General features: G+C 48.6%; 24 protein-coding genes and 2 pseudogenes. 17 read left to right on the top strand and 9 right to left on the bottom strand.

Going from position 1 to position 26,748, the window contains the following annotated elements; all coding sequences use genetic code 11:
- From WBL83_RS08680 to WBL83_RS08645, 8 genes and pseudogenes are all read left to right on the top strand, one after another.
- Positions 1–1,060, top strand: a pseudogene (locus WBL83_RS08680) (hypothetical protein); the annotation flags it as partial.
- Complete coding sequence (locus WBL83_RS08675; RefSeq protein ID WP_424588752.1) at positions 1,044–1,841, top strand: tetratricopeptide repeat protein; 798 nt, start codon at positions 1,044–1,046, stop codon at positions 1,839–1,841. The pseudogene WBL83_RS08680 and the gene WBL83_RS08675, both read left to right, overlap by 17 nt.
- 450 nt (positions 1,842–2,291) lie before the next feature.
- The gene (locus WBL83_RS08670; protein ID WP_424588751.1) at positions 2,292–2,699 is read left to right on the top strand and encodes a hypothetical protein; all 408 of its coding nucleotides are present in this window, start codon (positions 2,292–2,294) and stop codon (positions 2,697–2,699) included.
- A 147-nt stretch (positions 2,700–2,846) separates the two neighbouring features.
- Positions 2,847–3,179 carry a hypothetical protein gene (locus tag WBL83_RS08665; RefSeq protein WP_424588750.1) on the top strand — a complete coding sequence of 111 codons (333 nt, stop codon included), beginning with the start codon at positions 2,847–2,849 and terminating at the stop codon, positions 3,177–3,179.
- A 28-nt stretch (positions 3,180–3,207) separates the two neighbouring features.
- Positions 3,208–3,333 (top strand): EF-hand domain-containing protein, encoded by a 126-nt coding sequence (locus WBL83_RS08660; protein ID WP_424588749.1) that lies wholly within the window; start codon positions 3,208–3,210, stop codon positions 3,331–3,333.
- 81 nt (positions 3,334–3,414) lie between these two features.
- Positions 3,415–3,840, top strand: coding sequence for a hypothetical protein (locus WBL83_RS08655; protein WP_424588748.1), 426 nt, complete (start codon positions 3,415–3,417; stop codon positions 3,838–3,840).
- Between the two features lie 153 nt (positions 3,841–3,993).
- Positions 3,994–4,176: a glycoside hydrolase family 19 protein gene (locus WBL83_RS08650; protein WP_424588763.1), complete on the top strand. Its 183-nt coding sequence runs from the start codon at positions 3,994–3,996 to the stop codon at positions 4,174–4,176.
- Complete coding sequence (locus WBL83_RS08645; RefSeq protein WP_424588747.1) at positions 4,166–4,720, top strand: hypothetical protein; 555 nt, start codon at positions 4,166–4,168, stop codon at positions 4,718–4,720. The genes WBL83_RS08650 and WBL83_RS08645 overlap by 11 nt, the downstream gene beginning before the upstream one ends.
- Positions 4,721–4,981: 261 nt before the next feature.
- On the opposite strand, the gene bglX is transcribed toward WBL83_RS08645, so the two are convergent.
- Positions 4,982–7,279 (bottom strand): beta-glucosidase BglX, encoded by a 2,298-nt coding sequence (gene bglX, locus WBL83_RS08640; protein ID WP_424588762.1) that lies wholly within the window; start codon positions 7,277–7,279, stop codon positions 4,982–4,984.
- A 193-nt stretch (positions 7,280–7,472) separates the two neighbouring features.
- On the opposite strand from bglX, the gene dld reads away from it, so the two are divergent.
- Both dld and WBL83_RS08630 read left to right on the top strand, forming a co-directional pair.
- Positions 7,473–9,218, top strand: coding sequence for a D-lactate dehydrogenase (dld, locus tag WBL83_RS08635; RefSeq protein ID WP_424588746.1), 1,746 nt, complete (start codon positions 7,473–7,475; stop codon positions 9,216–9,218).
- 121 nt (positions 9,219–9,339) lie between these two features.
- Positions 9,340–9,891 (top strand): N-acetyltransferase family protein, encoded by a 552-nt coding sequence (locus WBL83_RS08630; RefSeq protein WP_424588745.1) that lies wholly within the window; start codon positions 9,340–9,342, stop codon positions 9,889–9,891.
- Positions 9,892–10,027: 136 nt separating this feature from the next.
- Here WBL83_RS08630 and pbpG read toward each other — a convergent pair whose 3' ends face one another.
- On the bottom strand, positions 10,028–10,969 hold the full coding sequence (pbpG, locus tag WBL83_RS08625; protein ID WP_424588744.1) for a D-alanyl-D-alanine endopeptidase: 942 nt from the start codon (positions 10,967–10,969) through the stop codon (positions 10,028–10,030).
- 257 nt (positions 10,970–11,226) lie between these two features.
- Entirely contained in the window at positions 11,227–11,814 is a 588-nt protein-coding gene (locus WBL83_RS08620) for a Yip1 family protein (RefSeq protein ID WP_424588743.1), read from the bottom strand.
- Between the two features lie 171 nt (positions 11,815–11,985).
- Here WBL83_RS08620 and WBL83_RS08615 point away from each other — a divergent pair, with 171 nt between their 5' ends.
- The gene (locus tag WBL83_RS08615; protein ID WP_424588742.1) at positions 11,986–12,549 is read left to right on the top strand and encodes a DedA family protein; all 564 of its coding nucleotides are present in this window, start codon (positions 11,986–11,988) and stop codon (positions 12,547–12,549) included.
- 2 nt (positions 12,550–12,551) lie between these two features.
- Here the strand turns inward: WBL83_RS08615 and WBL83_RS08610 are convergent, their stop codons facing one another.
- The 3 genes from WBL83_RS08610 to WBL83_RS08600 all read right to left on the bottom strand — a co-directional run bounded on the left by WBL83_RS08610 (position 12,552) and on the right by WBL83_RS08600 (position 15,917).
- The gene (locus WBL83_RS08610; protein WP_424588741.1) at positions 12,552–13,325 is read right to left on the bottom strand and encodes an SDR family oxidoreductase; all 774 of its coding nucleotides are present in this window, start codon (positions 13,323–13,325) and stop codon (positions 12,552–12,554) included.
- Between the two features lie 135 nt (positions 13,326–13,460).
- Positions 13,461–14,906, bottom strand: coding sequence for a multidrug resistance outer membrane protein MdtQ (gene mdtQ, locus WBL83_RS08605; RefSeq protein WP_424588740.1), 1,446 nt, complete (start codon positions 14,904–14,906; stop codon positions 13,461–13,463).
- A 186-nt stretch (positions 14,907–15,092) separates the two neighbouring features.
- Positions 15,093–15,917 (bottom strand): helix-turn-helix domain-containing protein, encoded by an 825-nt coding sequence (locus WBL83_RS08600; protein WP_424588761.1) that lies wholly within the window; start codon positions 15,915–15,917, stop codon positions 15,093–15,095.
- A gap of 212 nt (positions 15,918–16,129) precedes the next feature.
- Between WBL83_RS08600 and WBL83_RS08595 the strand changes: the two genes are divergently transcribed.
- From WBL83_RS08595 to yohP, 5 genes are all read left to right on the top strand, one after another.
- Positions 16,130–17,704, top strand: a complete 1,575-nt coding sequence (locus WBL83_RS08595) for a sugar hydrolase (protein WP_424588739.1) — start codon at positions 16,130–16,132, stop codon at positions 17,702–17,704.
- Between the two features lie 24 nt (positions 17,705–17,728).
- Entirely contained in the window at positions 17,729–19,108 is a 1,380-nt protein-coding gene (locus tag WBL83_RS08590; protein WP_424588738.1) for a glycoside-pentoside-hexuronide (GPH):cation symporter, read from the top strand.
- A 51-nt stretch (positions 19,109–19,159) separates the two neighbouring features.
- Positions 19,160–20,743: a carbohydrate porin gene (locus WBL83_RS08585; protein ID WP_424588737.1), complete on the top strand. Its 1,584-nt coding sequence runs from the start codon at positions 19,160–19,162 to the stop codon at positions 20,741–20,743.
- 99 nt (positions 20,744–20,842) lie between these two features.
- Positions 20,843–21,580, top strand: a complete 738-nt coding sequence (locus tag WBL83_RS08580; RefSeq protein WP_424588736.1) for a class I SAM-dependent methyltransferase — start codon at positions 20,843–20,845, stop codon at positions 21,578–21,580.
- Between the two features lie 106 nt (positions 21,581–21,686).
- Complete coding sequence (yohP, locus tag WBL83_RS08575) at positions 21,687–21,770, top strand: small membrane protein YohP (RefSeq protein ID WP_124023456.1); 84 nt, start codon at positions 21,687–21,689, stop codon at positions 21,768–21,770.
- 50 nt (positions 21,771–21,820) lie between these two features.
- Here the strand turns inward: yohP and WBL83_RS08570 are convergent.
- A pseudogene (locus WBL83_RS08570) lies at positions 21,821–21,940 on the bottom strand (MBL fold metallo-hydrolase); the annotation flags it as partial.
- A gap of 253 nt (positions 21,941–22,193) precedes the next feature.
- On the opposite strand from WBL83_RS08570, the gene WBL83_RS08565 reads away from it, so the two are divergent.
- On the top strand, positions 22,194–23,108 hold the full coding sequence (locus WBL83_RS08565) for a LysR family transcriptional regulator (protein ID WP_424588735.1): 915 nt from the start codon (positions 22,194–22,196) through the stop codon (positions 23,106–23,108).
- Between the two features lie 240 nt (positions 23,109–23,348).
- Here the strand turns inward: WBL83_RS08565 and WBL83_RS08560 are convergent, their stop codons facing one another.
- Both WBL83_RS08560 and bglF read right to left on the bottom strand, forming a co-directional pair.
- Positions 23,349–24,743 (bottom strand): glycoside hydrolase family 1 protein, encoded by a 1,395-nt coding sequence (locus WBL83_RS08560; RefSeq protein WP_424588734.1) that lies wholly within the window; start codon positions 24,741–24,743, stop codon positions 23,349–23,351.
- Positions 24,727–26,613: a PTS beta-glucoside transporter subunit IIABC gene (gene bglF, locus WBL83_RS08555; RefSeq protein WP_424588760.1), complete on the bottom strand. Its 1,887-nt coding sequence runs from the start codon at positions 26,611–26,613 to the stop codon at positions 24,727–24,729. The genes WBL83_RS08560 and bglF overlap by 17 nt, the downstream gene beginning before the upstream one ends.
- Positions 26,614–26,748 lie beyond the last annotated feature (135 nt).

Genomic DNA, 26,748 nt, shown 5'->3' with positions numbered 1-26,748 from the left:
CGAAGCCAGTGACACATACTCGTCGACCGACGCTGAAGGTTATCAGAAGTTACTTCAGGAAATGGATACCAACCAGGACGGTTTGATTGATGCAAACGAGCTGTGGCGGTATCTGCATAATAATCAGCCACATATTCAATATCAGGTACAACGTCTGGTGGTGAAACATCACAGCGAATGGCGGAAGGATGGTATGACGACGCTATGGCAGACGGCGCTGAATAAGCAGGCAGGAAGCCACCCGGAGCTGGCGTTGTATAACCTGGAGTATATTAACAAGCTGGTGTGGATGAAGGATGTGCCTGAAATCCGCAGCAATGAAGCCCTGTGGCATATGCATCCGGTGGTGTTTTTATCATGTATAAAAAACAATCGTCGTCGTAGAGATTATAATTTAGGTTCATTGTCGTCAAAATATGAAACCGGTGGTCGGGGGCCTTTAACGGTATCTGGTGGGCAAGGAGATGCTGGCGGGGTTTCCTATGGGTCCTACCAAATGACAAGCCAAGTAAAAATTACGGTTCATGGTGTAGAAAGAATAATAATTGGTGGTACGGTTAAAAAATTTGTCAATGATGATTCTTTTATATGGAGGAACGAATTTAGCGATTTAACCCCGGGTTCTGCAGATTTCACATCAAAATGGAGAACAGTTGTAACAAGAGAGGGAGAAGTATTCAAAAACATTGAGCATGAATTTATTAAACAAACTCACTTTGATAAATTAATAAATCATACTCTTGAAGAAGTCGAGGTGGACGTCAGGTATCATTCGCACACCCTCAATGATGTCGTATGGTCTACATCGGTTCAACATGGACCAGAAAACAATATCATTATCAATGCAATCAATTCATTAGGAGGAATAATTTCTGAAACAAAAGAGTATGATAGAAATCTTATTATTGCCATTTATGATGAAAGAGGGAAGAAAAAACCTAATGGAGATCTTGTGTACTTTTCTCGAAATTCGCCAAATGTACAAGCAGGTGTATGTGCCCGGTTTGTAAATGAAAAAGCTGAGGCTATAGGGAGGTTAAATAATGAAGTGGATTATTAGTGTTTTTTTATTTTTGTTTGTTTCTTATGCAAGCTCAAGTGTTGTTATATATAAAAGCACTACAACAACTCTTGGTTTGGAAGAAAATGACAAGGTAGATTTAATATCATCTACTTTGCTTGGAGGAAGCATTGAATCTGGGAATTCATCGCCTGCAGATTGTGTCGTTAAGTTTAAACTAAAGCAAATTCCGGAAGGGTTTTCTGCTTCTTTACTACCATTTTCTTCTGATGTTATGGGGTATTCCGAAAAAGAACAGGGCATTGCATCACTCGAAATAAAAAAAGGTGACAAAAATCACATCACGTTAATATCGGAGGATTTAGATGTTTGTGCTATAGGCAGTAATTTTTCTGGTGACTATGAAATAGTATATAAAACCACCTCTGATTATCATGTTTACTTTAATGAGCTAATTAAAGCTAACTATGTCAATGCATTGAAGTTATTCAAGGTACATAACTTATCCTCAGCAATCGACTCACTTGAACCCTATATGGCGGAGTCCCTGATTGATAATTATTATGACGTTGAAATTTATAACGATTATGGTTTTTTCTTGCAGCAAGCCAATAGGCCAAGCGAAGCTGTGAAGTATTTAACTATTGTAATTAATAGAAATCCAAACAGGACCCCTGCATATCTTAATCTGGCTGATTCGTATTGGGATATTGGAAATAAATCTGTAGCAAAAGTAACATATAAAAAATATGTTGAACTAATGCATAAGCTTGGACAAAGCAAAATGATACCTCTAAGGGCAATGGACAGGACGCTGTAATTACTTTTTGTTAAGAAAAAAACCTCCTGACCTGGTGCTATATAAATCAAACAATTGACCAAGTAGACATTGTGTAAATTATTTGGAGAGAAAATTAGTTGAAAAATTACACTTATCATAAATATCGAAATAGATTAATTAATGATGATAAAAAATACCTTTAGGAAAACATCATATTAAATGAGAGTCTTTTCATAAAATGTCATGATGGATGCACTTCTGTTACTTACAAATAGAATGAATAAGATAGTCTTTTTATTATGCAGCAGTTGTCTGGTGGTGAAACAGAGATCCGTAAAGAAGTCTCAGATTCAGAGATCATTACTACATCTTATCCAAATTAATATGTTTACATATATCTTATAACACTCATCAAAAAAGGGTGTGGTATAAGGTTCTTGTATTTAGAAGATGATGTGAACAATAGAGCCAATCAGATGGGCGCTTAAAATGAAAGGATTACCTATAATTATTTACATGCTTCTCATTTGCAATAGTGCAGATTGTGCTATTTATAAAAGTGGCGACTTTGATAAAGATGGTGTGGTTGATAATTTGATTATTACACTCGGCAAAGACATTCAATTAAAATTCATTCCATCATCCACAAATAAAACGGTTATTTATAGCCTGAATTACCTGCATGATTCTGATGATGGTTTTTCTGATCTGTATAAATACAATGGAAAAAATTACATTGTATCTTATTACTCAGACTATAGAATAAAAAAAGATTATTCAGAAGAACTATATAAATGGGATTCTAAGCTGGGTGAATTTATTTTATATCTTAGTGCAGAGATACAATCGGATACGAAAGAGATGAAAATTGATACAAAATTAGCAAAGTGCTGCTAGAGGCTCGGTGATAACCATAGTAATTTAAAATATTATAATGATACGGATTCAAAATCATACGCAACAAAATTAATTAACAATATTAAAAAAAACCTTAATTCTGGAGGGTTGAATTTTGATGACCTTACTTTGGAAGAGGTTTATTTTATGTCGAAACACTACTCTCCTGAATATAGAGATACGTTCGTAATATTAGAAGATTTTTTCAAGGAAAAAGGTGATGAGAGAACATTTAAAATGTTAGAAAGCCTGCTAGATAGTTCTCAATATGACGCTGATAAAAACACGAGAATTATTTCTGTTGATAAAGCTGATCTTTATGATTCAAGATGGCGGAAAATGAAGTCATATTTGGTAAAAGGGGATACTGTTAATATCCTTCAGTTCTCTTCTGACAAAAAATATTACCAGATAAAATACATCATGAAAAATAACCGGGAATTGATAGCATGGATTACCAAAGATAGTGTATCTCAATAATAAATTGGAAGGGTCCGGCTGGCACAAAATGAAGAGCCGAAGCAAAGCCAGTGACACATACTCGTCGACCGACGCTGAAGGTTATCAGAAGTTACTTCAGGAAATGGATACCAACCAGGACGGTTTGATTGATGCAAACGAGCTATGGCGGTAACTGCATAATAATCAGCCACATATTCAGTATCAGGTACAACGTCTGGTGGTGAAACATCACAGCGAATGGCGGAAGGATGGTATGACGACGCTGTGGCAGACGGCGCTGAATAAGCAGGCAGGATGCCACCCGGAGCTGGCGTTGTATAACCTGGAGTATATTAACAAGCTGGTGTGGATGAAGGATGTGCCTGAAATCCGTAGCAATGAAGCCCTGTGGCATATGCATCCGGTGGTATTTTTGGATAGCTTAGGGCAAAACACCGGTAATAGAATTCCGTGTTCTTTCTGCCAAAGTGGAATAGAAATAAAACCAGAGCTGCTTATTCATTGTTTTGGCATTAGTTCTGAAAAGGCTGATTTATATGCCCCATTATTAACAAATTCATTTATAAAATATGATATTAATAATTGTTTAAGGATATCACACTTCTTAGGGCAAATAGGTGTGGAAAATCAAATGCTTACCAAGTTCAGAGAAGGTTTCTACTACACGGATAGTGATTGACTCTGGCGTATATATTATACTCAGCTAAATTTAGGGTTATCCAGAAGATTCCCAAACTATACTGAGGCGCAGAGAAAGCAATATACTAAAGATCATCTTGTAAGAAATGAAGATGAATTGGCAAAAACCCTATTCCCTGGCGATTATGAAGGAATGGATTATAGAGGTCGAGGGCTAATCCACTTAACCCATGAAGGTACCTATAATAGCTATAAAGAATATAGTGGGAATGAAGTTATATCGAATCCAAAGATATTAGAAGAAGATCCAATTATAGCTATCGACTCGGCATGCAGGTTTTGGTCAAAAACACAGGACGCATTAAATGACATTTAAATGGATTGTATTTTTCATAATTTTTCTTACAAGTAATGTTTACTCATGTGAGAATGATAAAATTACTGCTTTTGTAAATGCACGTCATGAGTATGCTATCCAGGTGTTGAAATCTGATCATATGTATTCAGGTAGTTCTATTTTTTTTCATTATAATTCAGAAGTTAACGAGCATCCTGATGTCAAAGCATCTTTTTCACCTAATAGGTGTAAACCACAAAACAGCATTACTTTTGATTCTTTTTCATATAACGGTAACATAGCAAATATCGAATCAGTATTCTGGGGGAAAGGTCAATACAAACAAAACCTATTCATTATTGTTAGCTGGGTTTATAGTTTAGATGGGATTGAAACCATTGGTAAATATTATGAAGTCATTGCTTACGATTACAAAGAGAATAGCATAATTAAAAATAAAAAAATATCAGGACTTTTTGAAGAGGGACAGGAAGGGGTCGTTAATGGGAAACACATAAAATATAAGTTTAAAACAGCAAGTGACGTTTGGAGTTATTTAGACAAAAAAACCAAAGTACCTTAGGCTTAAAATAGCAGGACTGATTTTATTCCTAAAGTGAGTGTAGGGATACACAAATTCAGGACTCTGCCACAGACAGTATTCAAGATGCCCCTAACTGCCAGAACAAATGATAATGATGCGTAGCACTATTGTTATGGAATATCCCTTTTCTTATCCATTAAAAAATCAATATACATGAATTAATCTCCTGCATAACAGGAGGGTTTTAAACAAAAAAGGCCACCCTCAGGTGGCCTTGCATAAATATCACAGCTTTAAAAATTACTTCAGTTCAAACTCGCCCTGCTTAACGCGAGCAGAATCCAGCCCGATGAAGACATTGAACTTGCCTGGCTCGGCAACGTGCTTCATCTGGGCGTTCCAGAATTTCAATGCTTCAACGTCAATCGGGAAGCTCACGGTCTGGGTTTCGCCAGGTTTCAGTGTCACTTTCTTAAAGCCTTTCAGCTCTTTGACCGGGCGGCTCATCGAAGCGGTGACGTCTTGCAGATACATCTGCACCACGGTTTCGCCTGCGTGGTCGCCGGTGTTTTTCACCTCAACAGACGCTTCAACTTTGCCGTCAGCGTTCATCGTCGCGGATGACATTTTCACATCAGAAACAGTGAACGTGGTGTAGCTCAGGCCATAACCGAACGGGAAAAGCGGGCCGTTGGCTTCATCAAAGTAGCGCGAGGTATATTTGTTCGGTTTTTCCGGATTGTACGGGCGACCGGTGTTCAGGTGGCTATAGTACGTCGGGATTTGGCCAACGGAGCGAGGGAAGGACATCGGCAGTTTGCCTGACGGGTTGTAATCGCCAAACAGAATATCAGCAACGGCGTTACCGCCTTCAGTGCCGCTATACCAGGCTTCCAGCAACGCATCAGCCTGTTGGTTTTCTTTGACCAGCGCCAGCGGGCGACCGTTCATTAATACCAACACCAACGGTTTGCCGGTGGCTTTTAACGCGGTGATTAAATCACGCTGGCTTTGCGGCAGAACAAGGTCGGTACGGCTGGATGCTTCGTGTGCCATGCCCTGAGCTTCGCCCACCACTGCCACAACCACATCGGCAGATTTCGCGGTGTTGACCGCTTCGTCAATCATCTCTTTTGCAGAACGTGTATCCACGGAAACCGCAGGTTCGTACTGGTTCAGGAATTCAACAATGCCTTTATCGTCGGTGACGTTAGCGCCTTTGGCGACCACGATTTTAGCGTTGTCACCCACCGCTGTTTTAATGCCCTGCAATACGGTAACAGTTTGGTCGGCAACACCTGCCGCAGACCAGCTACCCATCATGTCGCGTTTGCTGTCAGCCAACGGACCCACTACAGCAATGGTGCCTGATTTTTTCAGTGGCAACGTTTGCAGGCGGTTTTTCAGCAGCACCATGCTTTCACGTGCGACTTCGCGAGCTTCTTTACGATGCAGGCGGCTTTCGGCATTGGTATCTTCCGGGTCGGATTCTTTCGGCCCTAAGTGGCTGTATGGATCATTGAACAGCCCCATATCATATTTCACGTTCAGCACGTGGCGGGTGGCGTCATCGAGTTCAGCCATCGGCACCGCACCGCTTTTTACCAGCTCCGGCAAGTATTTGCTGTAGTACTCATCACTCATACTCATGTTGATACCGGAGTTCAGTGCGACACGTACCGCATCTTTCGGATCACTCGCCACGCCGTGTTTGATCAGCTCTTTAATGGCACCGTGGTCAGAAATGGTGATGCCTTTGAATTTCCACTCATCGCGCAGCAAGTCTTTGAGCAGCCAGGTGTCGGATGATGCAGGCGTGCCGTTAAGCGAGTTCAGCGCCACCATCACACCCCCACTCCCCGCATCGAGTGCGGCTTTGTATGGCGGCATGTAATCGTTGAACAGACGCTGGGTGCTCATATCTACGGTGTTGTACTCTTTGCCGCCTTCAACAGCGCCATACGCGGCGAAGTGTTTGACGCTGGTCATCACCGAGTAGCGATCCGCCGGACTTTTGCCCTGCATCGCTTCAACCATGGTTCGACCCATGATTGATGTCAGATACGTATCTTCGCCAAAACCTTCAGAAACACGGCCCCAGCGCGGGTCGCGAGAAACGTCGACCATCGGTGCCCATGTCATGTTCAGGCCGTCATCTGCCGCTTCATAAGCAGAAACCCGGCCCACAGTTTTCACTGCATCCAGATTAAAGGAAGAGGCTAAACCCAGGCTGATTGGAAACACAGTACGTTGACCATGCACCACATCGTAGGCGAAGAATAATGGGATTTTCAGACGGCTGAGATCCATCACCTGGTCTTGCATGGTACGGATGTCGTGGCGGGTGACGGTGTTGAAAATCGCCCCAACCTGCCCGTCTTTAATCATCTCGCGAATGGCTTCTTTCGGGTTATCCGGCCCGACGCTGATTAACCGCAGCTGGCCGATTTTCTCGTCGGTGGTCATTTTAGTCAGCAAATCAGTGACGAACGCGTCACGCGCTTCGGGCGTTAACGGGTGCGGGCCAAACATTTCGTTCGCCAGCGCGGGTTGCAGCGCAAGGCTAACTGCGATACTTACAGAACAGAGCCATTTCATCGACATTACTCTCTTGCTCAGGCCACCGCTGCGGGCAGCACGAAGTGATAAGACGTGCAGTGTGCCACAAGGTAAGAGCCGTAAGAAGTGTCGCTGCGGTGTTATATGCTGATTTTCCGAACCTTTAAGAAGATTCATTATCGATTTGCGAGCTATGCTTGTAGTCGTCAATATTTTCCCAAGGAGCGGATAAATGTCTAACCCTGCACCCTCTCAAACACAAACATTTATAAACGAACTGAACCGCCTGGTTGGCAACCAACATGTGTTAACCGATGCTGCGAAAACGGCGCGCTATCGTAAAGGTTTTCGCTCCGGCCAGGGCGACGCGCTGGCGGTGGTTTTCCCCGGTACTTTGCTTGAGTTATGGCGCGTGCTAAGCGTGTGTGTCAGCACCGACAAAATCATTCTGATGCAGGCCGCCAATACCGGTTTGACCGAAGGCTCCACGCCAAATGGCAACGATTACGATCGCGAAATTGTCATCATCAGCACCCTGCGTCTGGATAAATTACAGTTACTGGACGGCGGAAAGCAGGTGTTAGCATTCCCCGGGAGCACGCTCTATCAACTGGAAAAAGCGCTCAAGCCGCTTGGACGCGAGCCGCACTCGGTGATTGGTTCGTCGTGTATTGGCGCCTCAGTGATTGGCGGAATTTGTAATAACTCCGGCGGCTCACTGGTCAAACGTGGGCCTGCTTATACTGAGATGGCGCTGTATGCGCGCATAGATGAACAAGGCAAATTAACCCTCGTGAATCATCTGGGCATCGACCTTGGCGTCACGCCGGAACAGATCCTCGGCAAGCTCGATGACGAGCGAGTGAAACCTGAAAATGTGTTGCATGACCAGCGCCAGGCTTCTGATAAAGATTATGCCGAGCGCGTGCGCGACGTGGATGCGGACACCCCATCACGTTTTAATGCTGACCCAAGCCGCCTTTTTGAAGCCTCCGGTTGCGCGGGAAAACTCGCGGTGTTCGCTGTGCGCCTCGACACCTTTGTTGCCGAAAAACAAAACGAGGTGTTTTACATCGGCACCAACAAACCCGAAGTGCTGACCGAAATCCGTCGTCATATTCTGGCTAATTTTGAAAACCTGCCAGTGGCGGGCGAATACATGCACCGCGATATTTACGATATTGCGGAGGTGTACGGCAAAGACACCTTCATGATGATCGATAAACTCGGCACCGACAAAATGCCGATGTTCTTTACGATGAAAGGCCGCACCGATGCGTGGTTTGAAAAAGTCCCATTCATTAAGCCTCACTTCACCGACCGCGTGTTACAGCGTCTGAGCAACTGGAGCCCGAGCCATTTGCCGCCACGAATGAAAGAGTGGCGAGTCAAATACGAACATCATCTATTGTTGAAGATGTCCGGTGAGGGGATTGCCGAAGCGCGCAACTGGCTGGAGAGCTATTTCCAGCAGGCCGAAGGAGACTTTTTCGTCTGTACGCCAACGGAAGGGGCGAAAGCGTTTTTACACCGTTTTGCCGCAGCGGGCGCTGCCGTGCGTTATCACGCCGTTCATGCCGACGAAGTCGAAGATATTCTGGCGCTTGATATCGCTCTGCGTCGCAACGACCAGCAGTGGTTTGAGCAATTACCGCCGGAAATCAGCAGCCAGATAAGCCACAGCCTGTATTACGGCCACTTTATGTGCCATGTCTTCCATCAGGATTACATTGTGAAAAAAGGCGTGGATGTTCATGCGCTGAAAGAACAGATGCTGGCGCTACTGCGCACCCGTGGCGCGCAATATCCGGCTGAACATAACGTCGGGCATTTGTATGAAGCGCCCGAAACCTTAAAACAGTTTTATCAGGCAAATGACCCGACAAACAGCATGAACCCAGGGATTGGCAAAACCACTAAGCATAAATGGTGGGAGGAACAAGCCTGTAGCCACACGCATCACCACGATCCTCATTAAGTCATTTAGTCGAATGGCATTTAGAGTTGTTATTTGCTCATTTTTCGTACTAGATTAGGACGCTAACCAAAAAGTGGTGTGACTTCACGCCACTTTTATTTTTCGCGTACAGGAGCCACCGATGTCAGTGCTCGAAACAGTGCCGAGAGTTCGATTACACGTTCGTGATGCCACCGCAGACGACATCCCAGCCATGACTGCTATTTACGAATGGCACGTCCTGCATGGCCGCAGTTCTTTCGAAGAAATCCCCCCGACTCGAGAGCAAATGGCCGAACGCTTTGATGCGGTTCATGCCCAAAAACTTCCGTGGCTGGTGGCGGTGTATAGCGAAATAGTGGTCGGTTTTTGTTATGCGACGGCCTATCGTGCGCGTTCGGCCTATCGGTTTACCGTTGAAGACTCGGTTTATATCGACGCGAGTATGACGGGCCAGGGCGTTGGACGTGAGTTATTAAGCAACCTGATTACCCGTTGCGAACTGGGGCCGTGGCGGCAAATGGTGGCGGTGATTGGCGATGGTGAGAACAATTCAGATTCGTGTCGTCTGCACAAGCAGCTCGGTTTCGAAGTAGCCGGGCAGCTACGCAATGTGGGATTCAAGCTGGGTAAGTGGCGCGATACGTTGATTATGCAGCGCCCATTGAATGAAGGCGACCGGACGCTGCCTTAATACCCGTCATACTTCGGGTTGCAGCGGTGTTGGCTACGTTCTTTCGCCCAAATCACTTAGTTAACTAAGCTCTTTGGGACTCTCTCACTTGCCGCCTTGCTGCAACCCGAATTATTTAGGGTATTTTTTAATTCTGTTAGTCATCAATCGCATTGGCACTGGAGTTATTACTCGCCATCTGTGCGGATTTTTGCTTTTTATACGCCAGAGCTGATGAAGGAACCGGCGTCACTTTGCCCGTTTCCATCCAGTTGCGTAGACGGTTTGCATCAGCAAAGTGGGTATATTTACCAAAGGCATCCAACACCACCAGCGCCACTGGACGGTTGTTAATCATGGTGCGCATCACCAGGCAGTGTCCGGCGTTGTTAGTAAAACCGGTTTTAGTGAGCTGGATGTTCCATTTATTGTTGTAAACCAGATGGTTGGTATTACGGAACGGCAGCGTATAAGCCGGATTGGCAAAGGTCGCCATATCTTCTTTCGTGGTGCTCAACTGGCCAAGCAGCGGATATTGCTTTGACGCAATCAGCAGTTTGGACAAGTCACGCGCCGTCGAGACGTTTTGTATCGACAAACCGGTCGGCTCAACGTAACGAGTGTGCGTCATGCCCAAAGATTTTGCTTTCGCATTCATCGCGCGAATAAACGCGTTATAACCGCCAGGGTAATGATGCGCCAGACTCGCCGCCGCGCGGTTTTCTGATGACATCAAAGCCAGTAACATCATGTCTTTACGATTAATTTTGCTGTTCAAGCGGACGCGGGAATAAATGCCTTTCATTTCCGGCGTTTGGCTAATATCGACACTCAGCATCTCATCCATCGGCAGCTTCGCATCCAGCACCACCATCGCGGTCATCAATTTAGTTATCGAGGCGATTGGGCGCACCAGATCCGGATGGCTGGAATAGAGAATTTGATTGGTTTGCAGATCGACGATCATGGCACTGCCGGAAGCAATTTCCTGCCCGGCACTAACCTGTTGTACGGTGGCTTTAGTTGCAGCCTGAGAAGCGAATGGAACGGCAATCATCAGCGCGAGGCTGAGCAACGATAGGCGTATTTTTGTCGGCATGGTGACACTTCTGTAAGTATTCAGTTATACCCGTCATACTTCAAGCCGCATCTTTGTTGGCTACGTTCACTCGCCCGAATCACTGAGTTTACAAAGCTCATCGGGACTCGCTCTCTTGCCGCCGCGATGCGACTCGAATTATTTTGGGTATGTGTAATGTGCTCAGCAAATCTATTCTGCAAAGCTATGAATAGTTGAGGCGCCAGCATAATACGCTGACGCCCCGGAAAACTTCCACCATTGATTCGTAAAAATTATCAGAATAGGCGGTATCCGTAACCCCACAGAATGACGCTCATGGCTAACAGCACTTCGAGAACCAGTACCCCAATGGCGAGCGTGGAACTGGAAAAACTCATCCCCTCTTCTTTGTTGATGCCAAGGAATTCTGGCACCCCGACATACAGTAAATAGCCGGTGTAAATCAGTGCCGCAGCACCGACCAGAACACACAACCACACCAGTGGATACAGCGCCACAATGCCGCTTAAAAACAGCGGAGTTGCCACATATCCGGCAAACACCATGCAACGAGCCAATGACGGACGACGTGGATAGTTACGCGCCATCCACCAGATGACACGCCCCATCACAGCGACACCCGCCAGCATGAGTGCATAAAACAGTACGCCTAAATAAAATCCGGTAAACATCGATAATTGAACGAAGGTACCATCACCAAAATTCCAGCCAATTTGGGTCGTGCCGATAAATGCACAGATAACCGGAATGGCCGCCATGATTAACACATGGTGAGTGTAGTGATGTGAAACCGTTTCGTTCTCGCGTTTTATGTTCTGCATTTCACGATTTGGATGGGAAAAAAGCCCCCAGACATGACTCATAACGCCTCCTGACATGCCAAAAAAAATCGATTAAGCACCATCAAAGTATAATGCACGTCACCAGATTGTTTTTTAATCAGTTGAAAATAACTGGGGAGAGGTGAAAAGTTACCGGCACCAACAGCCGCTATACTGTAGGGGTAAATAAATTAAGGAGTTATATCAATCACTGTGGATATTAATAATCTGATTACGCATTACGGCTACGCAGCGCTGATTGTGGGCAGCATGGCAGAAGGTGAAACGGTGACGTTGCTGGGTGGTGTCGCAGCACACCAGGGATTGCTGAAGTATCCGCTAGTCGTGCTGTCTGTCGCCCTGGGCGGGATGATTGGCGACCAACTGCTTTATCTGATTGGCAGACGTTTTCGCGGCTCCATTCAGGATCGATTCAAAAAGCACAAAAAGAAAATCACCAAAGCCCAGGATCTCATCAACCGTCACCCGTACTGGTTTGTCATTGGATCGCGCTTTATGTACGGTTTTCGCGTGATAGGCCCCATTTTGATCGGTGCCAGTCGCCTGCCCCCTAAAATCTTTTTACCGCTCAACATTGTTGGCGCCATCTTATGGGCGGCGATTTTTACTACCCTTGGGTATATGGGTGGCGAAGTCGTTGGTCCATGGCTGCATAACATGGACCAACATATAAAGCACTGGATCTGGCTGGTAGGGGTGGTCGCGATAGTATGGCTGGTGCGCTACTGGTACAAACGCCGCGAGAACAGTCAATAAGCCTACTCTTTGGGTTTGAAATGGGGATTGGCAAACATAAAACCGCCGTCGACGATTAACGATTGTCCGGTGGTGTAACTGGCGCTGTCAGAACATAACCATGCGACCAGGCTCGCAATCTCTTCGGTTTCCCCCGCCCGGCCCAACGGGATCTCAGGTATTTTGCTTTTGGTTCCGTCGCCTTCAGCCATGTTGTTCATGGGCGTTGCGATGGCGCCAGGTGCGACAGCGTTAACCAGAATTTTGTGATGGACCAGTTCCATCGCCATGGATTTCGTTAACCCGCCCAACGCATGTTTCGCCGCCGTATAAGCGCAGGCTTCAGGAAGCGGTGTGTGCTCGTGAACCGAGGTGATATTCACAATCCTGCCCCCCTCGCCCTGGGCAATCATGGCGCGTGCGACTTTCTGCGAGCAGATAAAGGCGCCATCCACATCCACCGTAAACAGCTCGCGCCACTCTTCTAGCGTGACATCCAGGAAAGGGTTTTTACTCATCGCTCCGGCGTTATTCACCAGAGCGTCCACCCGCCCGAAGCGCTCAATCAGCTCGTCAATGCCTGCGGCACCGTCGGGTAAATGGGCCAAATCAAGCTGGACGGTTTCGGCTCGTCGCCCTAATTCGCTGACCTGACGCGCCGTTTCTTTCGCGCCCTGTTCATCTGAATGCCAGGTGATGCCGATGTCATAACCCTGTTGAGCCAGCATCAGCGCACATTTTTTGCCAATACCGGAATCCGACGCTGTGACAATCGCCACTTTGTTAGTCGTACTCATCACCACCTCCAGACTATTTTTTGACCAAATTCTAATTATAGGAGGTGATGACGGTGGATGTCGCAAACGCTAATCCCCGGACAAAATCCGTTCATTCACAGGTCGGATTAGCGCCGCGACATCCGACATAAACCGTTATGCCTTAGCTGCCTGATAACCGCCGCCTAATGCGGAAATAAGCTGTACATCCGCGTTTAACCATTGGCCATGCAGCTGGATGGCGCGCGCCTGTTCTGACAAGTCCGGCAATGTCGCCGCACTCATTCGCGCACCGGAAATAATACCCGCGTGGTACTTCGCTTGCGCCAGGGCTTTGAGCTTTTGCGTCCCTTTCATGATGGTGAGCTGATGCTCATTTTCAGCCGCAACCGCATTCAGTTGGCTCGCCGCTTTTTCAACGTCGTTGACTGCGCCCACTACCGCTTTGTTGTAGCTGGCAATCGACAAGTTGCTTTGTGCACGCACAATATCGAGGTTCGCATTTAACCGGCCACTGTCGAAGATTGGCAAAGTTAAGCCACCAATCACCCCCATTTGCTGGGCAGAGCCACGGAACAGATCGCTTAAGTGCAACGCATCATTTTGCAGGAAGGCGCTGAGGTTGACGTCAGGATAAAATGCGGCTTTGGCCGCATCGACACTGCTGAGTGAAGATTCGATGTACCAGTGCGCTTCCTGAAGGTCAGGACGGCGAGCCAGCAGTTGGTAACCCATATGATCTGGCACATGGCTACTGACTTTAGGCAGCGGCGCAGGTTTAATATTTGCGGCTGCATGGGCATCACCAGTGAGGGCGGCGAGCTGTGCTTTCGCGATGTTTATGCGCCCGTCGATGTCATCAATCTGCTGCTGGGTTTTCACGAAATCAATACTGGATTCTACGTCATCAACCGACGAGTTAATCCCCTTGGCGTACAGACTGGTCTCGACATTGACGATATTCTTCTGCGCCGCCAGGGTTTGTTGTTTAACGTCTTTTAACGCCAGTAACGTTTGCATATCCCAGTACAGGCGTACGACGTTGGCTGAAATCACCTGTTTCGCCTGCGCAAGTTCGGCCTGCTTGGCTCGCATAACCCCCACTCTGGCTTCAACTTCTGAACGATTCTTGCCCCACAAATCCAGATCCCAACTGGCGGTCAGGCCAAAATTACCGTTGGTGTAGTACGGGCCGGTGGTGCCTGCTGCGGGATCAGTCAGGGCAAACGGCCCCATCACCCCTTCCTGAGACATTTTCTGGCGCTCAAGATTGGCCGAGAAATCCATTTGCGGGCCGTCGCTGGCTTCCTGCATCTGCGTTTGTGCCTGGGCAAGCTTAATACGCTGCTGCACCACGGCAAGGTCCGGCGAGTCTTTGAGCGAACGTTCCACCAGACGGTTTATCTGGCTGTCATGATAACCCCGCCACCAGTCGCTACCCGGCCAGCCATGCGCCAGCTCAGGAGGAAGTTTGGTATCGAGTTGCTGTGGAGGCGTCTTTTGAGCAAGAGGGGCATCGTCATTGTGCATCGGTGCGCAACCTGACAAAACGAACATCAGCGCAACGCCAGTCGCCGCGAGAGGGAAACGTGAGGAAGTCATAAGTAGCCATAAAGTAAAAGAAAGCGCTCAGGTTACGCATTCTCTATGGCAAAAGTTTAGGTATCAGTGGCAATACACGGATAGTTAATAAGGGATACAATTTGAAACTAGTTTCCTGATATCACTATTACCAGGCTAAAAATAACCTAAGCAAGTATCACTATAGTGATTAAATTTGACAGGACTTCACCTTTCCACCCGTTTGCGCTCAGCACTCGGCGTTACGCCAAACACTTTCTTATACGAGGTGGTGAAATGGTTGCTGTTGGCAAAGCCACACAAGAAAGCCACTTCGGTGATCGTCATGTCGGTTTCCTTGAGCTTGACTCGCGCCGAGACCAGACGCAGGCGCTTCAGGTAATTTTCCGGCGTCAGCCCCGTCACCTCTTTAATATGACGTGACGTGGTGCGCTGAGTCAGATGAAACTGGTTTGCCAGTTGCTGCCAGTCAATCTCGTTAAAGCAGTTTTCTTGCAAATAGCTGAGTAACTTATGCAGTTTGTAGCGGGTATTGCTGTATTCAGCCTGCGACTGCGCATAAATGATTTGCGTCACTAAGGTAAAAAACAGCGACTCTTTTAAAGCCTGATTGTCAGCGCCCGCTATCTCCTTGCGGAAAATGTCGTTAATCAGCCGTTTGCACTGCGCTTTAGATTCCGGCGTAAGCCAGCCGTAATTTGCCGCCGTGTTGCCCGCAATACGGTTCAATAATTGTTCTATTCCGGTTAAATAAACAAACTCCAGCTGCGGATTAATTAAAATATTGATGAGCTTTAAGGTGCCCAGTTCATCGTAAAAATGAACATCGTTCTGGCCAATAAAAAATACATCGCCCTGCTGGATAAAAATCGGTTTGCCATTTATCACATGCAAGCCGTGCCCTTCCTCAACAATCACAAGTTCCTGAAAGCTATGGCTATGCTCGCAGTTGTTGTCTTCCGGGTCGCTGGCATATAGAGAAAGCTTGGTCTGCTCATCGGGAAAATACTTACTGACTTCTAACTTATTAATCATGACGTTCTCGCAAAACCCACCACTCTGGACTGGGGGAAAAATAAAACACTCCGGCCTAAATAACGATCCCGATTTTTCAAATTGTGACAACCAACCACTGCACCCCACTGAAAATGCCATTCACTAACAATTACTGGCAGCCTGAGAATAGATGACAAACAGAGTTGCCCTCTACACTCGCCTCATTGCTTCATCATTAAGGGCTCGGTATGTCACAGGCATTGCAGAAAAATGGCCATCTAAAGATGGTTCGTCATCCACCTATGTTGGCCAAAGCGCAGGAACTGATTCCTGAACTCTATCACCATGATGTTCTCCCCCAGGCGATGATTAGCGCGCAGCCGGATGCGCAGCAAATTCACGGTTGGCGAGCGGATGTCGTGAACAGCGCAGAGCATTTCTTCCAATACGATTTCGCGCAGGGCGAGCACGTGATTATTGATTTCGGCAAGCATTGCGTCGGTTACCTGGAGTTTGCCTGCGAAGCGGTCGGCAGCCCGCCAGATGCTCCTGCGCATCTGCAATTTATCTTTGGCGAAACGCTCGCAGAAGTGGTTGAGCCTTTTTCTGAATATAACGGTTGGTTGAGCAGTAGCTGGCTCCAGCAGCAGGACTGTTATCTGGATGAATTGCCAGGCCGTACGCGACTTTCACGTCGTTACTGCTGCCGCTACCTGCGTATTAACGTTCTGGCGCTGTCACGCAAATTCCAGCTGCGTTTTACCGCTTTGAAGCTCGATACCATCACCTCCGCATCGCTTGCCACCCTGCCCGCCTGCGAAACCGTGGACCTTCAGTTAAAACGCATTGATGAGGTGGCCGTTAACACCCTGAAAAACTGCATGCACGACGTGTTTGAAGACGGGCCAAAACGCGACCGCCGTTTGTGGCTCGGTGATTTGCGCCTGCAAGCGCTGGTGAATGATGTGACGGTGCAAAATTACGCTCTGGTCAAACGCTGTCTTTATCTTTTCGCTGCCATGACGCGGGAAGATGGCATGGTGTCGGCGAATATTTTTGTTAAGCCGCAGGTGATTGCTGACGATACTTTCCTGTTCGATTACGCACTGTTTTTTGTCGATGTCCTGCAAGAGTACGTCGCGGCGACTGATGACAGCGAAACACTGGCGCAACTTTGGCCGCTCGCCTGGCGGCAAATCGAACTGGCAATGGAGCGAGTGGACAGAAACGGTATCGTGCGTGACAGCAGCGACTGGTGGTCATTTATTGACTGGCACGAAGACCTCAACAAGCAAGCGGCGTCTCAGGGAGTACTGATCTACTGCATGAACAAAGCGTTAATGCTGGCGCGTACTTATGACAGCAGCAAAGTCACATGGCTTGAAGCCCAGATTACGACACTCAAATGTGCGGCACTGCGCGAACTTTGGGATCCAAAAAGCGGCTTTTTCGTCAGTGGTGAATCGCGGCAAATTTCCTGCGCTTCGCAGGTCTGGCTGGTGCTGGCAGATGTCGGCACGCCGGAAAGCCAGCGCCAGTTGCTAGCCAGGCTGTTAATTCATCCACCGGAAATTCAGATGAACACGCCCTACATGATGCATCATTACGTCGCGGCGTTGTTGCAGGTGAATGAACGAGAGCAAGCCACTCACGAGATCAAACGCTACTGGGGGGCGATGGTGGAACACGGAGCCGATACCTTCTGGGAGCTTTTTGATCCGCTACGGCCTGATTTTTCCCCTTATGGCAGCAAGCTCATCAACAGCTATTGCCACGCCTGGAGCTGCACTCCTTCGTGGTTCATTAGAAAGTACCTACTGTAAAACAACAACGTCGAGAACCTACTTATGTCTACCTCTACTGTATGGCGGCAACGCTTCGGCTACGGCATTGCGGACTTGTCCTGCAACCTCGTGTGGCAAATGATCTCGTTGTACCTGATGTACTTTTATACCGATGTGATGGGGCTACCCGCCTATTATGTTGGCCTGATGTTCCTCGTGGCGCGTCTGGTGGATGGCGTCGCGGATGTGCTGATGGGGCTGGTGATTGATAACACCAGCACCCGTTGGGGCCGCTGCCGCCCTTACCTGCTGATTGGTGCGGTGCCTTTCGGCTTGCTGTGTGTACTGGCATTTTACGTACCCGATTTTGGCACCACAGGTCGGTTGATTTACGCCTTCATTACCTACTTGTGCCTGTCGTTTCTCTATACCATCGTCAACATCCCGTTCTGCGCGATGCTGCCCTTCCTGACCAGTGAATCCAAAGAGCGCACCACACTTTCAACGGTACGCATTTTGCTGGGCTCGCTAGGTTCGACGATTGTCGCCGTCGCCACGTTGCCGCTGGTAAAAGCGCTGGGCCAGGGCAATCAGGAGCACGGGTTCTTATATACCGCGATGGTATTCGGTGTGATCGCGACCTTCTTTTTGCTGATTAGCTTTCGCAATGTCGAAGAGAAAATCAATATCACCTCAGAAAAGATGACCTTAAAACGTGCCTGGGTCAGCCTGCGCAATAACCCGCCGTGGTTTGTTTTTGCAGTGAATATTTTCCTGATGTGGGGAGCCTTTTTCTTCCAGACGGGCGCACTGGTGTACTTCTTTAATTACTACGTCGGCAATAGCGAATTAACCGCGCTGGTGGCCGGGATCTCCACCTTCGTACCGTTATTAGGCACGCTGACGGTTCCATTGCTGGCAAAACGCATGAAAAAACGCCACGTCTATCTTATCGCCTCGGCGATTAACCTGGCGGGTATGGCGGTGATGATTTTCGCCGGCGTGAACGTAATGGCACTGGTCGCAGGGGCGGTTATTTTGTCACTCGGGGCTGGGCAACGTACCGCGATTTATTTCTCAATGCAGGCGGACCCGGTTGATTACGGCGTCTGGAAAACCGGAATTAATACCGCCGGAATTTTAACTTCCATTAATGGTTTCCTGGGCAAAGTGGCGATGGCGGGTGCAGGCGCTATTACCGGAATTATGCTCTCCGCCAGCGGTTATGTGGCGAATCACGCGCAAAGCGTTGATGCTTTATTCGCGATCAAAGCCTGTTATCTCTATATTCCTGCGGCGCTAATTGTCGTCTCCATGTTCTGGATAGGTAAATTTTATCGACTCGATGACCATTACGAAAAAATCCGTGCCGATTTAGATTCTGGTATTAACGCACCCAATACAGACCCTGCATTTAATTTAAATAAGAGTCGTGCGATGTAATCAGGAAGTTTAATTAAAAAAATACCTCTGGTTTTTACAAGGAATTAATTCATGCGTATCACAAAGATTCGCGCAGGGATCCTCTGCGCCTTTTTTGGGCTGGGCTATTACTCCTCAGTTCAGGCATCAACGCCCTTATCAATAGAACAAAGACTGGCATTGTTGGAGTCGAGATTAAATCAGGCCGAACGAGAAGCGAGTGAAGCAAAGCTCCGGGCTGATAAAGCAGAAAAGCGCACCATCGCCGCCGAACAACAGCTTGCGCAGGTAACGAAGAAACAAGAAAAACAAACGCAACAGATCGAAACGGTGGAAAAAAATAAACGTGATGACGGCTTTGAGTTTTCCGCCTACGCCCGTTCAGGGCTGCTGATTAATGAGCATGGGAAAGGCGGTCGCGGTGGGCCTGGAGTTTCACCCGCAAGTTCATTAAATGGGGACGCGCATGTCGGCCGCCTCGGCAATGAAAAAGATAATTACGTCGAATTAAGTTTCAATAAAAAAATGAGTTTTGATGACGGTTCATGGGCACATTTCAAAACCATGCTGGCCGATGGGGCTAATAACCCTGACCCATGGGTTCAGGATAATGACAGCCATCATATCAATATTCGTCAGCTGTATGTCGAAATGGGTGATCTGGCAAGTTTCGGTGGCGTCGCGGAACATGCCATATTATGGGCAGGCAAACGCTTTGACCGTGATAATTTCGACATTCACTTTACGGACAGCGATATTATGTTCCTCGGTGGAACCGGGGGAGGAATAAATGATGTGCAGTGGACAGATAAATTAAAATCTGACTTTAACGTTTACGGGCGTAATTTTGGCGACCTCGGCAGCGATAATTACAACGACAATGACATTCAGAACCTGATGTTTACGGCCAATAACTTCTATAACAACTGGCAATTGATGTTAACCGGCATGACCGCGCAAGGAAATGACGACTTAAAAGACAACACCTCAACCACCGGAAGCTACGCTTTGCGCAGCGATAATACCGCCAAAAATGGGTATTACGCGATGTTGGCCTACCATGATAAATCCAGGTTCTATGGCCTGACCCCAGGTGTTTCTGAGACAGCGCTACAATATGGCGGTGGCCTGGGTGCAGAAGCTCGCCAGCCTGGCAGCGACGGGGATTTAACCGAGAATGCGAAATCCTTACGCTTTGCCTCTTACGGCATCGTGCCAGTGAGTAAAAACTGGGAGCTGGCTCCATCGGTTATTGCCCAGCACAGTGAGGACCGTTATCGCGATGGCGATCGTTACGATTGGGCAACCTTTAACCTGCGCGCGTCACAGGCCATTACGCAAAACTTCGCCCTGCTTTATGAGGCCTCCTGGCAATATATGGATTTAGATCCGAATGGCCGAAGCTACACCTCGGACGGCTCAACCTATAACTATCAGGCGGTAAAAGGGGATTTCTACAAACTGACCTTTGCCCCTACCTTTAAAGTCGGCAATGTCTTTGATATTAAAGCTCGCCCAGAAATTCGCTTCTTTGCCACGTATATGAACTGGTCAAAAGAGCTGGATCATTATGCCATCAATGATGATTTCGGCAGCACGGGCTTCACCGCCGGCGGGAACTGGAACTTCGGCGTACAGTCGGAAATTTGGTTCTGACAGGTAAAGCGCAGCCGTCAGCCTGGGGAAGCCTTTCCCCAGGCTGATAACTTCACTAGACTTCTCCTGCCAATAACGGCTTTGCGAACAGGAGTTGCAATGACGCAGAATATTTACGATAACCCGGCTTTCTTTGAAGGATACGCCACCCTCGACCGCTCAATTAAAGGGCTGGATGGCGCGCCAGAATGGGCGACTATGCAAACAATGCTGCCCACGCTTGCGGGTAAATCTGTGGTGGATTTAGGTTGTGGTTACGGTTGGTTTTGTCGCTATGCGCGCGACCAGGGTGCTGCACAAGTTGTGGGGCTGGATGTCTCGTTAAAAATGCTGGAGAAAGCGCAGGAGATGACAACCGGCGCAGGTATCGTTTATCGACGCGAAGATCTCGAGCAGTTGCAGTTAGATGTGCAAAGTGTCGATCTGGTTTACAGCTCGCTGGCGCTGCATTATCTGGAAAATATTCCGGCGCTATTTAGCACCCTTTACCAGGCTCTGGTACCCGGTGGCATGCTGGTGTTTTCGGCGGAACATCCAGTCTATACCGCACCGCTGAATCAGGGATGGCTTGCCGATCAAACCGGGCAAAAATCCTGGCCGGTTAATCATTATCAGCAGGAAGGCGTGCGCATCAGTAACTGGTTTGCCGATGGCGTGAAGAAGCAGCATCGCAAACTGTCGAGCTGGATAAACGCGCTGATTGCCAGTGGCTTTATTATCGAAAAACTCGATGAATGGGGCCCGAGCGCTGAGCAAATCGCGCTAAACCCGGCACTTGACGAAGAAAAAGAACGTCCGATGATTTTCCTGCTTGCGGCACGTAAACCGCTAATCTAATGACCCTCGATTAATCTCAATTTCCGTTTAGGGGAGGCAACTCCCCGCGCAACTCCATATCCTTGACTATACTCAATAAACATTAGCCATAAGATAGGGAGCATTGATGAAAATTCTTTTATGGGCAATTCTGATTATCTTTATTATTGGCTTACTGGTCGTAACTGGCGTGTTTAAAATGATTTTCTGATGACAATGGGTGCCACGATTGTGGCACCCTTTTGTTATTAATCGTTGTTATTAATCGGCCTTAGCACTGTAATTGACCGCCACCCATCGATACCCGTTCCCCTCTTTATTAACATGCCCAAATCCTGGAAACGCAATATGCGCCGCAGCCACCCAATCACGCTGCCTGGCGTATGTCCGCCCGCCTCGCCAAACAGGGGACCTGCGCCGTTATCTGCCAGTCACCCAGCATCATGCGGTAGTAGCCAGGAGCCTGTTGTTTAGTGATGGGCAACGGTTCGGCGAAGGTACTGGCGATTTAAGTGCTGCTGAATGCCAGAGCCAGAAGTGTAAGCGCAGTTTTCATTTTGTCCTCAAAGAGTCGGTTCAACTTGCGGACAGTATTGGTGAGGCTTTATTATCACTCCAATTGATTGGAGAAATAATGACTATCAAAGAAAGTGATTTCCGTAAAATCGACCTTAACTTGTTGATTGCCTTTGCGGTGTTATTTCGCGAACAGAGCGTGTCGCTGGCGGCAGATAAACTGCATCTTGGCCAGCCTGCGGTGAGCGGTTCGCTCGCCCGCCTGCGTGAAATGTTTGACGACCCGTTGTTTATTCGCAGCGGTCATCGCATGCAGCCTACGGCGCGGGCCACAGAACTGCACACCGAGCTGATGCCATTGCTTGAGCAATTGCAAAGTGCGCTGTTCCAGCAGGCAGAATTCAACCCGGCTAATGCCAAAGCGACGGTCACTATCGGCATGACCGATTGGGTAGAAATGTGGCTGATGCCGCGGCTGGTGCCGGCATTGCGAGAACATGCTCCAGGTGTGCGTCTGAATGTGGTCGGCAGCGACCCTTTTACCGATGCACAACGTCTGGAAGGGGGTGACCTGGATATGGCCATCAGCGTAGCAACTCAGTCTGCGCGCTGGATGGAGCGTGAATTATTGACGTCGATGGAGTTTGTTACCCTGTGGCACCCCGCGCAATTACAGCTCGAAGCCCCGCTGTCGGCTGAGGTGTATGCTGCGCAACAGCATGTATTAGTCAGTTACCGCGAAGCGGCTAGCAGTCATATCGATACGCTGTTAGCCAAACAAGGTCTGAAGCGGGAAATTAGCTACACCACACCGCATTTTTCGGCATTGCCGGGCCTGCTTAGGCATATGCCAACGCTTGCAACTGTACCGCAGGGCCTGTGTGAAAACTGGCAGCAAATATGGGGATTACAAAGCAGCCCCGTCCCGCTGGAGATGGCTCCGTTTGAAGTGGCATTGCTGTGGCACCAGCGCCATAACAGTGATGCGGCGTTGATGTGGGTGCGTGGGTTTATTAAGCGGATGGTGGGCTAGAACAACCCTCACCCCGGCCCTCTCCCTGAGGGAGAGGGGGAAAAACGCTCCATTAATCCCCTCTCCCTGAGGGAGAGGGAGAACACCGTCAATCCCCTCCCCTGGGTGTGAGGGAGAACACCGTCAATCCCCTCCCCTGGGGTGAGGGAGAACACCGTCAATCCCCTCTCCTGGGGGTGAGGGAGAACACCGTCAATCCCCTCTCCTGGGGGAGAGGGTTAGGGTGAGGGCGCCCTCAAATCACTCCTTCAAACTTGCCCCATTCGTCGCAATCACCTCTTTGTACCAGTTGAAGCTCTTCTTACGTGAACGTGCAAGCGTACCGTTGCCCTGGTCGTCTCGATCCACATAAATAAAGCCGTAGCGCTTCGAGAGTTCAGCTTTTGACGCGCTCACCAAATCAATCGGCCCCCAGCAGGTGTAACCCAGAACCTCAACGCCGTCTTCGATCGCTTCGCCCACTTGCACCAGGTGGTCGTTGAGATAGCTGATGCGGTAATCATCATGCACCGTGCCATCGGCTTCGAGTTTGTCTTTCGCCCCTAAGCCATTTTCAACAATAAACAACGGCTTCTGATATCGATCCCACAACTTGTTGAGCAGAATGCGCAGACCGATGGGATCGATTTGCCAGCCCCATTCGGAGCTCGCCAGATGCGGGTTTGGCACCATATTCAAAATATTGCCACGCGCTTTAGCATTCAGCTCTTCATCGGCGGTGACGCAACCGGACATGTAGTAACTAAAGGAGATAAAGTCGATGGTGTTTTTTAGCGCCTGGCGGTCACTGTCTGAGATTTCCACATTGATGTTGTTATCACGGAAATAACGCAGCATGTAGCCCGGATATTCGCCACGGCATTGCACGTCGCCGAAGAACAGCCAGCTACGGTTTTCCTGCATGGTTTCCAGTACATCTTCTGGTTTGCAGCTAAGCGGATACATCAGGCCACCCAACAGCATATTACCCATTTTCGCATCAGCAATAATTTCGTGGCACGCTTTCACGGCCAACGCACTGGCGACCAGTTGATGGTGAATCGCCTGGTAAATGTCGGCTTTAGTGCTGTTTTCTGGCAGCCCAACACCGGTCATTGGCGCGTGTAACGCCATATTGATTTCATTAAACGTCAGCCACAGTTTCACTTTGTTTTTGAAACGGGTGAATACAGTACGCGCATAACGTTCGAAGAAAGTAATGACCTCGCGATTGCCCCAGCCACCGTAGTTTTTCACCAACCCCCACGGCATTTCGTAATGCGAAAGCGTGACCATCGGCGTGATATTGTGTTTCGCCAGTTCATCGAACAGACGGTCGTAATAAGCAAGGCCTGCTTCGTTGGGCTGAGTTTCGTCACCGTTCGGGAAGATCCGCGTCCAGGCTATCGAAACACGCAGGCAGCTAAACCCCATTTCCGCAAACAGCGCGATGTCTTCCGGATAACGGTGGTAGAAATCAATGGCGATATCTTTCAGGCCAAAATCACCCGGTTTGCGGTCAACGGTCGGACTTAACACACCATTGGGTTGAAGATCGGAAGTAGAAATTCCCTTCCCGTCTTCCTGCCATGCGCCTTCAACCTGATTTGCGGCAATTGCGCCGCCCCACAGAAACGTCTCAGGAAATGCTTTCATTTACTTCTCCTTTGTTTAGAACCGTCAGGAACGGCATGCCAGAATCAACAGCATGGTCGTTGGTGTTTCGCGTCACACTCGCGTACTCGTCGCTATTACTGATAATGACTGGTGTGGCGAGGTCATATCCGGCATCCAGAATCGCCTGCCTGTCGAACTCAATCAGCAAATCGCCGGGTTTAATTTTGTCTCCCACTTTTACGTGCGCGGTGAAAAATTGCCCGTTCAGTTTCACGGTATCAATACCAATATGAATCAACATTTCAATGCCGCTATTGCTAAGCAAACCAATGGCATGGCGCGTCTGGAATAACGAGGCGACTTCACCGTAAAACGGAGCGATAACTTTGCCTGTCAGCGGAATGATGGCCGCACCTTCGCCAAGTAAACCGCTGGCGAAGGTGGAGTCCGGCACCTGATTCATGGCGAGAACCGTTCCACTCATCGGCGCAAGGATGTCGTTTTCGCGCACGGCCTCAACCTTCGGCTCATCGGTTTCGCTACGAGGTAAACCTGCAACACACGTCAGCACACAGGCTAGCACCAGCGCCACAACCGCACCGATAATCGCCCCCCAAACACTGATATCCACTCCAGCAGGAGGGATAACCTGCGCAAAGGTGAAAATACTCACCAGGCCGAATGAATAAACGCTGGTCTGGCAGTAGCCGACGATCACGCCGCCCACGGCACCCGCTGCGCAACCAAAGATAAAGGGGCGGCGGTTGGGTAACGTCACGCCATAGACCGCAGGCTCGGTGATGCCAAAGATCCCCGCAGTGGCCGCTGAACCCGCCAGCACTTTGAGTTTCTTATCCCTGGTCCGTAGCAATACGCCCAACGTTGCCCCCACTTGACCCATCACGGCGGGCAATAATAACGGCACCATCGTGTCGTGCCCGAGCACACTGAGATTGTTTATCATCAATGGGACTAACCCCCAGTGCAGGCCGAAAATGACACAAATCTGCCAGACTGCCCCCATAAACCCGCCCGCAAGCCACGGGGCAAACGCGTAAATAGCCTGGTAACCGTGAGCGAGCATCTGGCTTAGCCATGTTGCGGCAGGACCAATCAACAGAAAAGTCAGCGGCACGGTTATCACCAGGCAAAACAGCGGGGTGAAGAAATTTCGCACGGCTGACGGCAGCAGTTTGTTACCCTGTTTTTCCACCCAACAGCTCACCCAGGCGGCGAAGATAATCGGGATAACCGATGAGCTGTAATTAATGAACGTTATCGGCACACCGAGAAAATATTCCGTTACTGCGCCCGGCTGGCTGGCGGCATCAAACGCCTGCATCGCCACCGGGTGCGTCAGTGCTCCGCCAATCGCCATGGTGACAAACGGGTTGCCGCCAAACTTCTTCCCGGCGGTGTAACCGAGCACCAGCGGGAAGAAGTAAAACAGTGAGTCGCTCGCCGCAAACCACAGCTTGTAGGTGCCGCTATCCACCGCCAGCCAGCCGAAAACGACAGCCAGTGCCAGCAAACCTTTGAGGATACCGGAGGCCGCCATGACGCCGATAAAAGGGGTAAATACCGCCGAGACGATATCAATTAAGCGGCTGAGCAAACTGACTTTTTCGCTGGATTGCTGGGTTGACTGAGCGCTATCGTCGGTGATCCCTGCCTCCGTGCGTACTGCGTTGTAAACATCATGAACATGGTTGCCAATCACCACCTGAAACTGCCCACCGCTTTCCACAACCATGATCACGCCAGGATTTTTTTTCAACGCTTCGGCATCGGCATTTTTAGGGTCTTTCAGCTTAAAACGCAGCCGCGTGGCGCAGTGAACCAGGCTAACGATATTTTCTCGCCCACCGACATGGGTCAGAATATCTCTCGCAACTTCTTGATATCCCATCATTCTTTCCTTTCACCTTTCGGCATATGTGTCTGAGTAAATAAAAAAAAAACCTGAGACGGATTTCCCATAAAGGGAAACCCGTTCTCAGGTTTTGCCTGCCGCAGCAGTAACAATCCGTTTTTGTTATCGTCG

Source organism: Buttiauxella sp., assembly GCF_049686335.1.
Lineage (GTDB): Bacteria > Pseudomonadota > Gammaproteobacteria > Enterobacterales > Enterobacteriaceae > Buttiauxella.
This window is presented reverse-complemented; position numbering and strand designations above follow the sequence as displayed.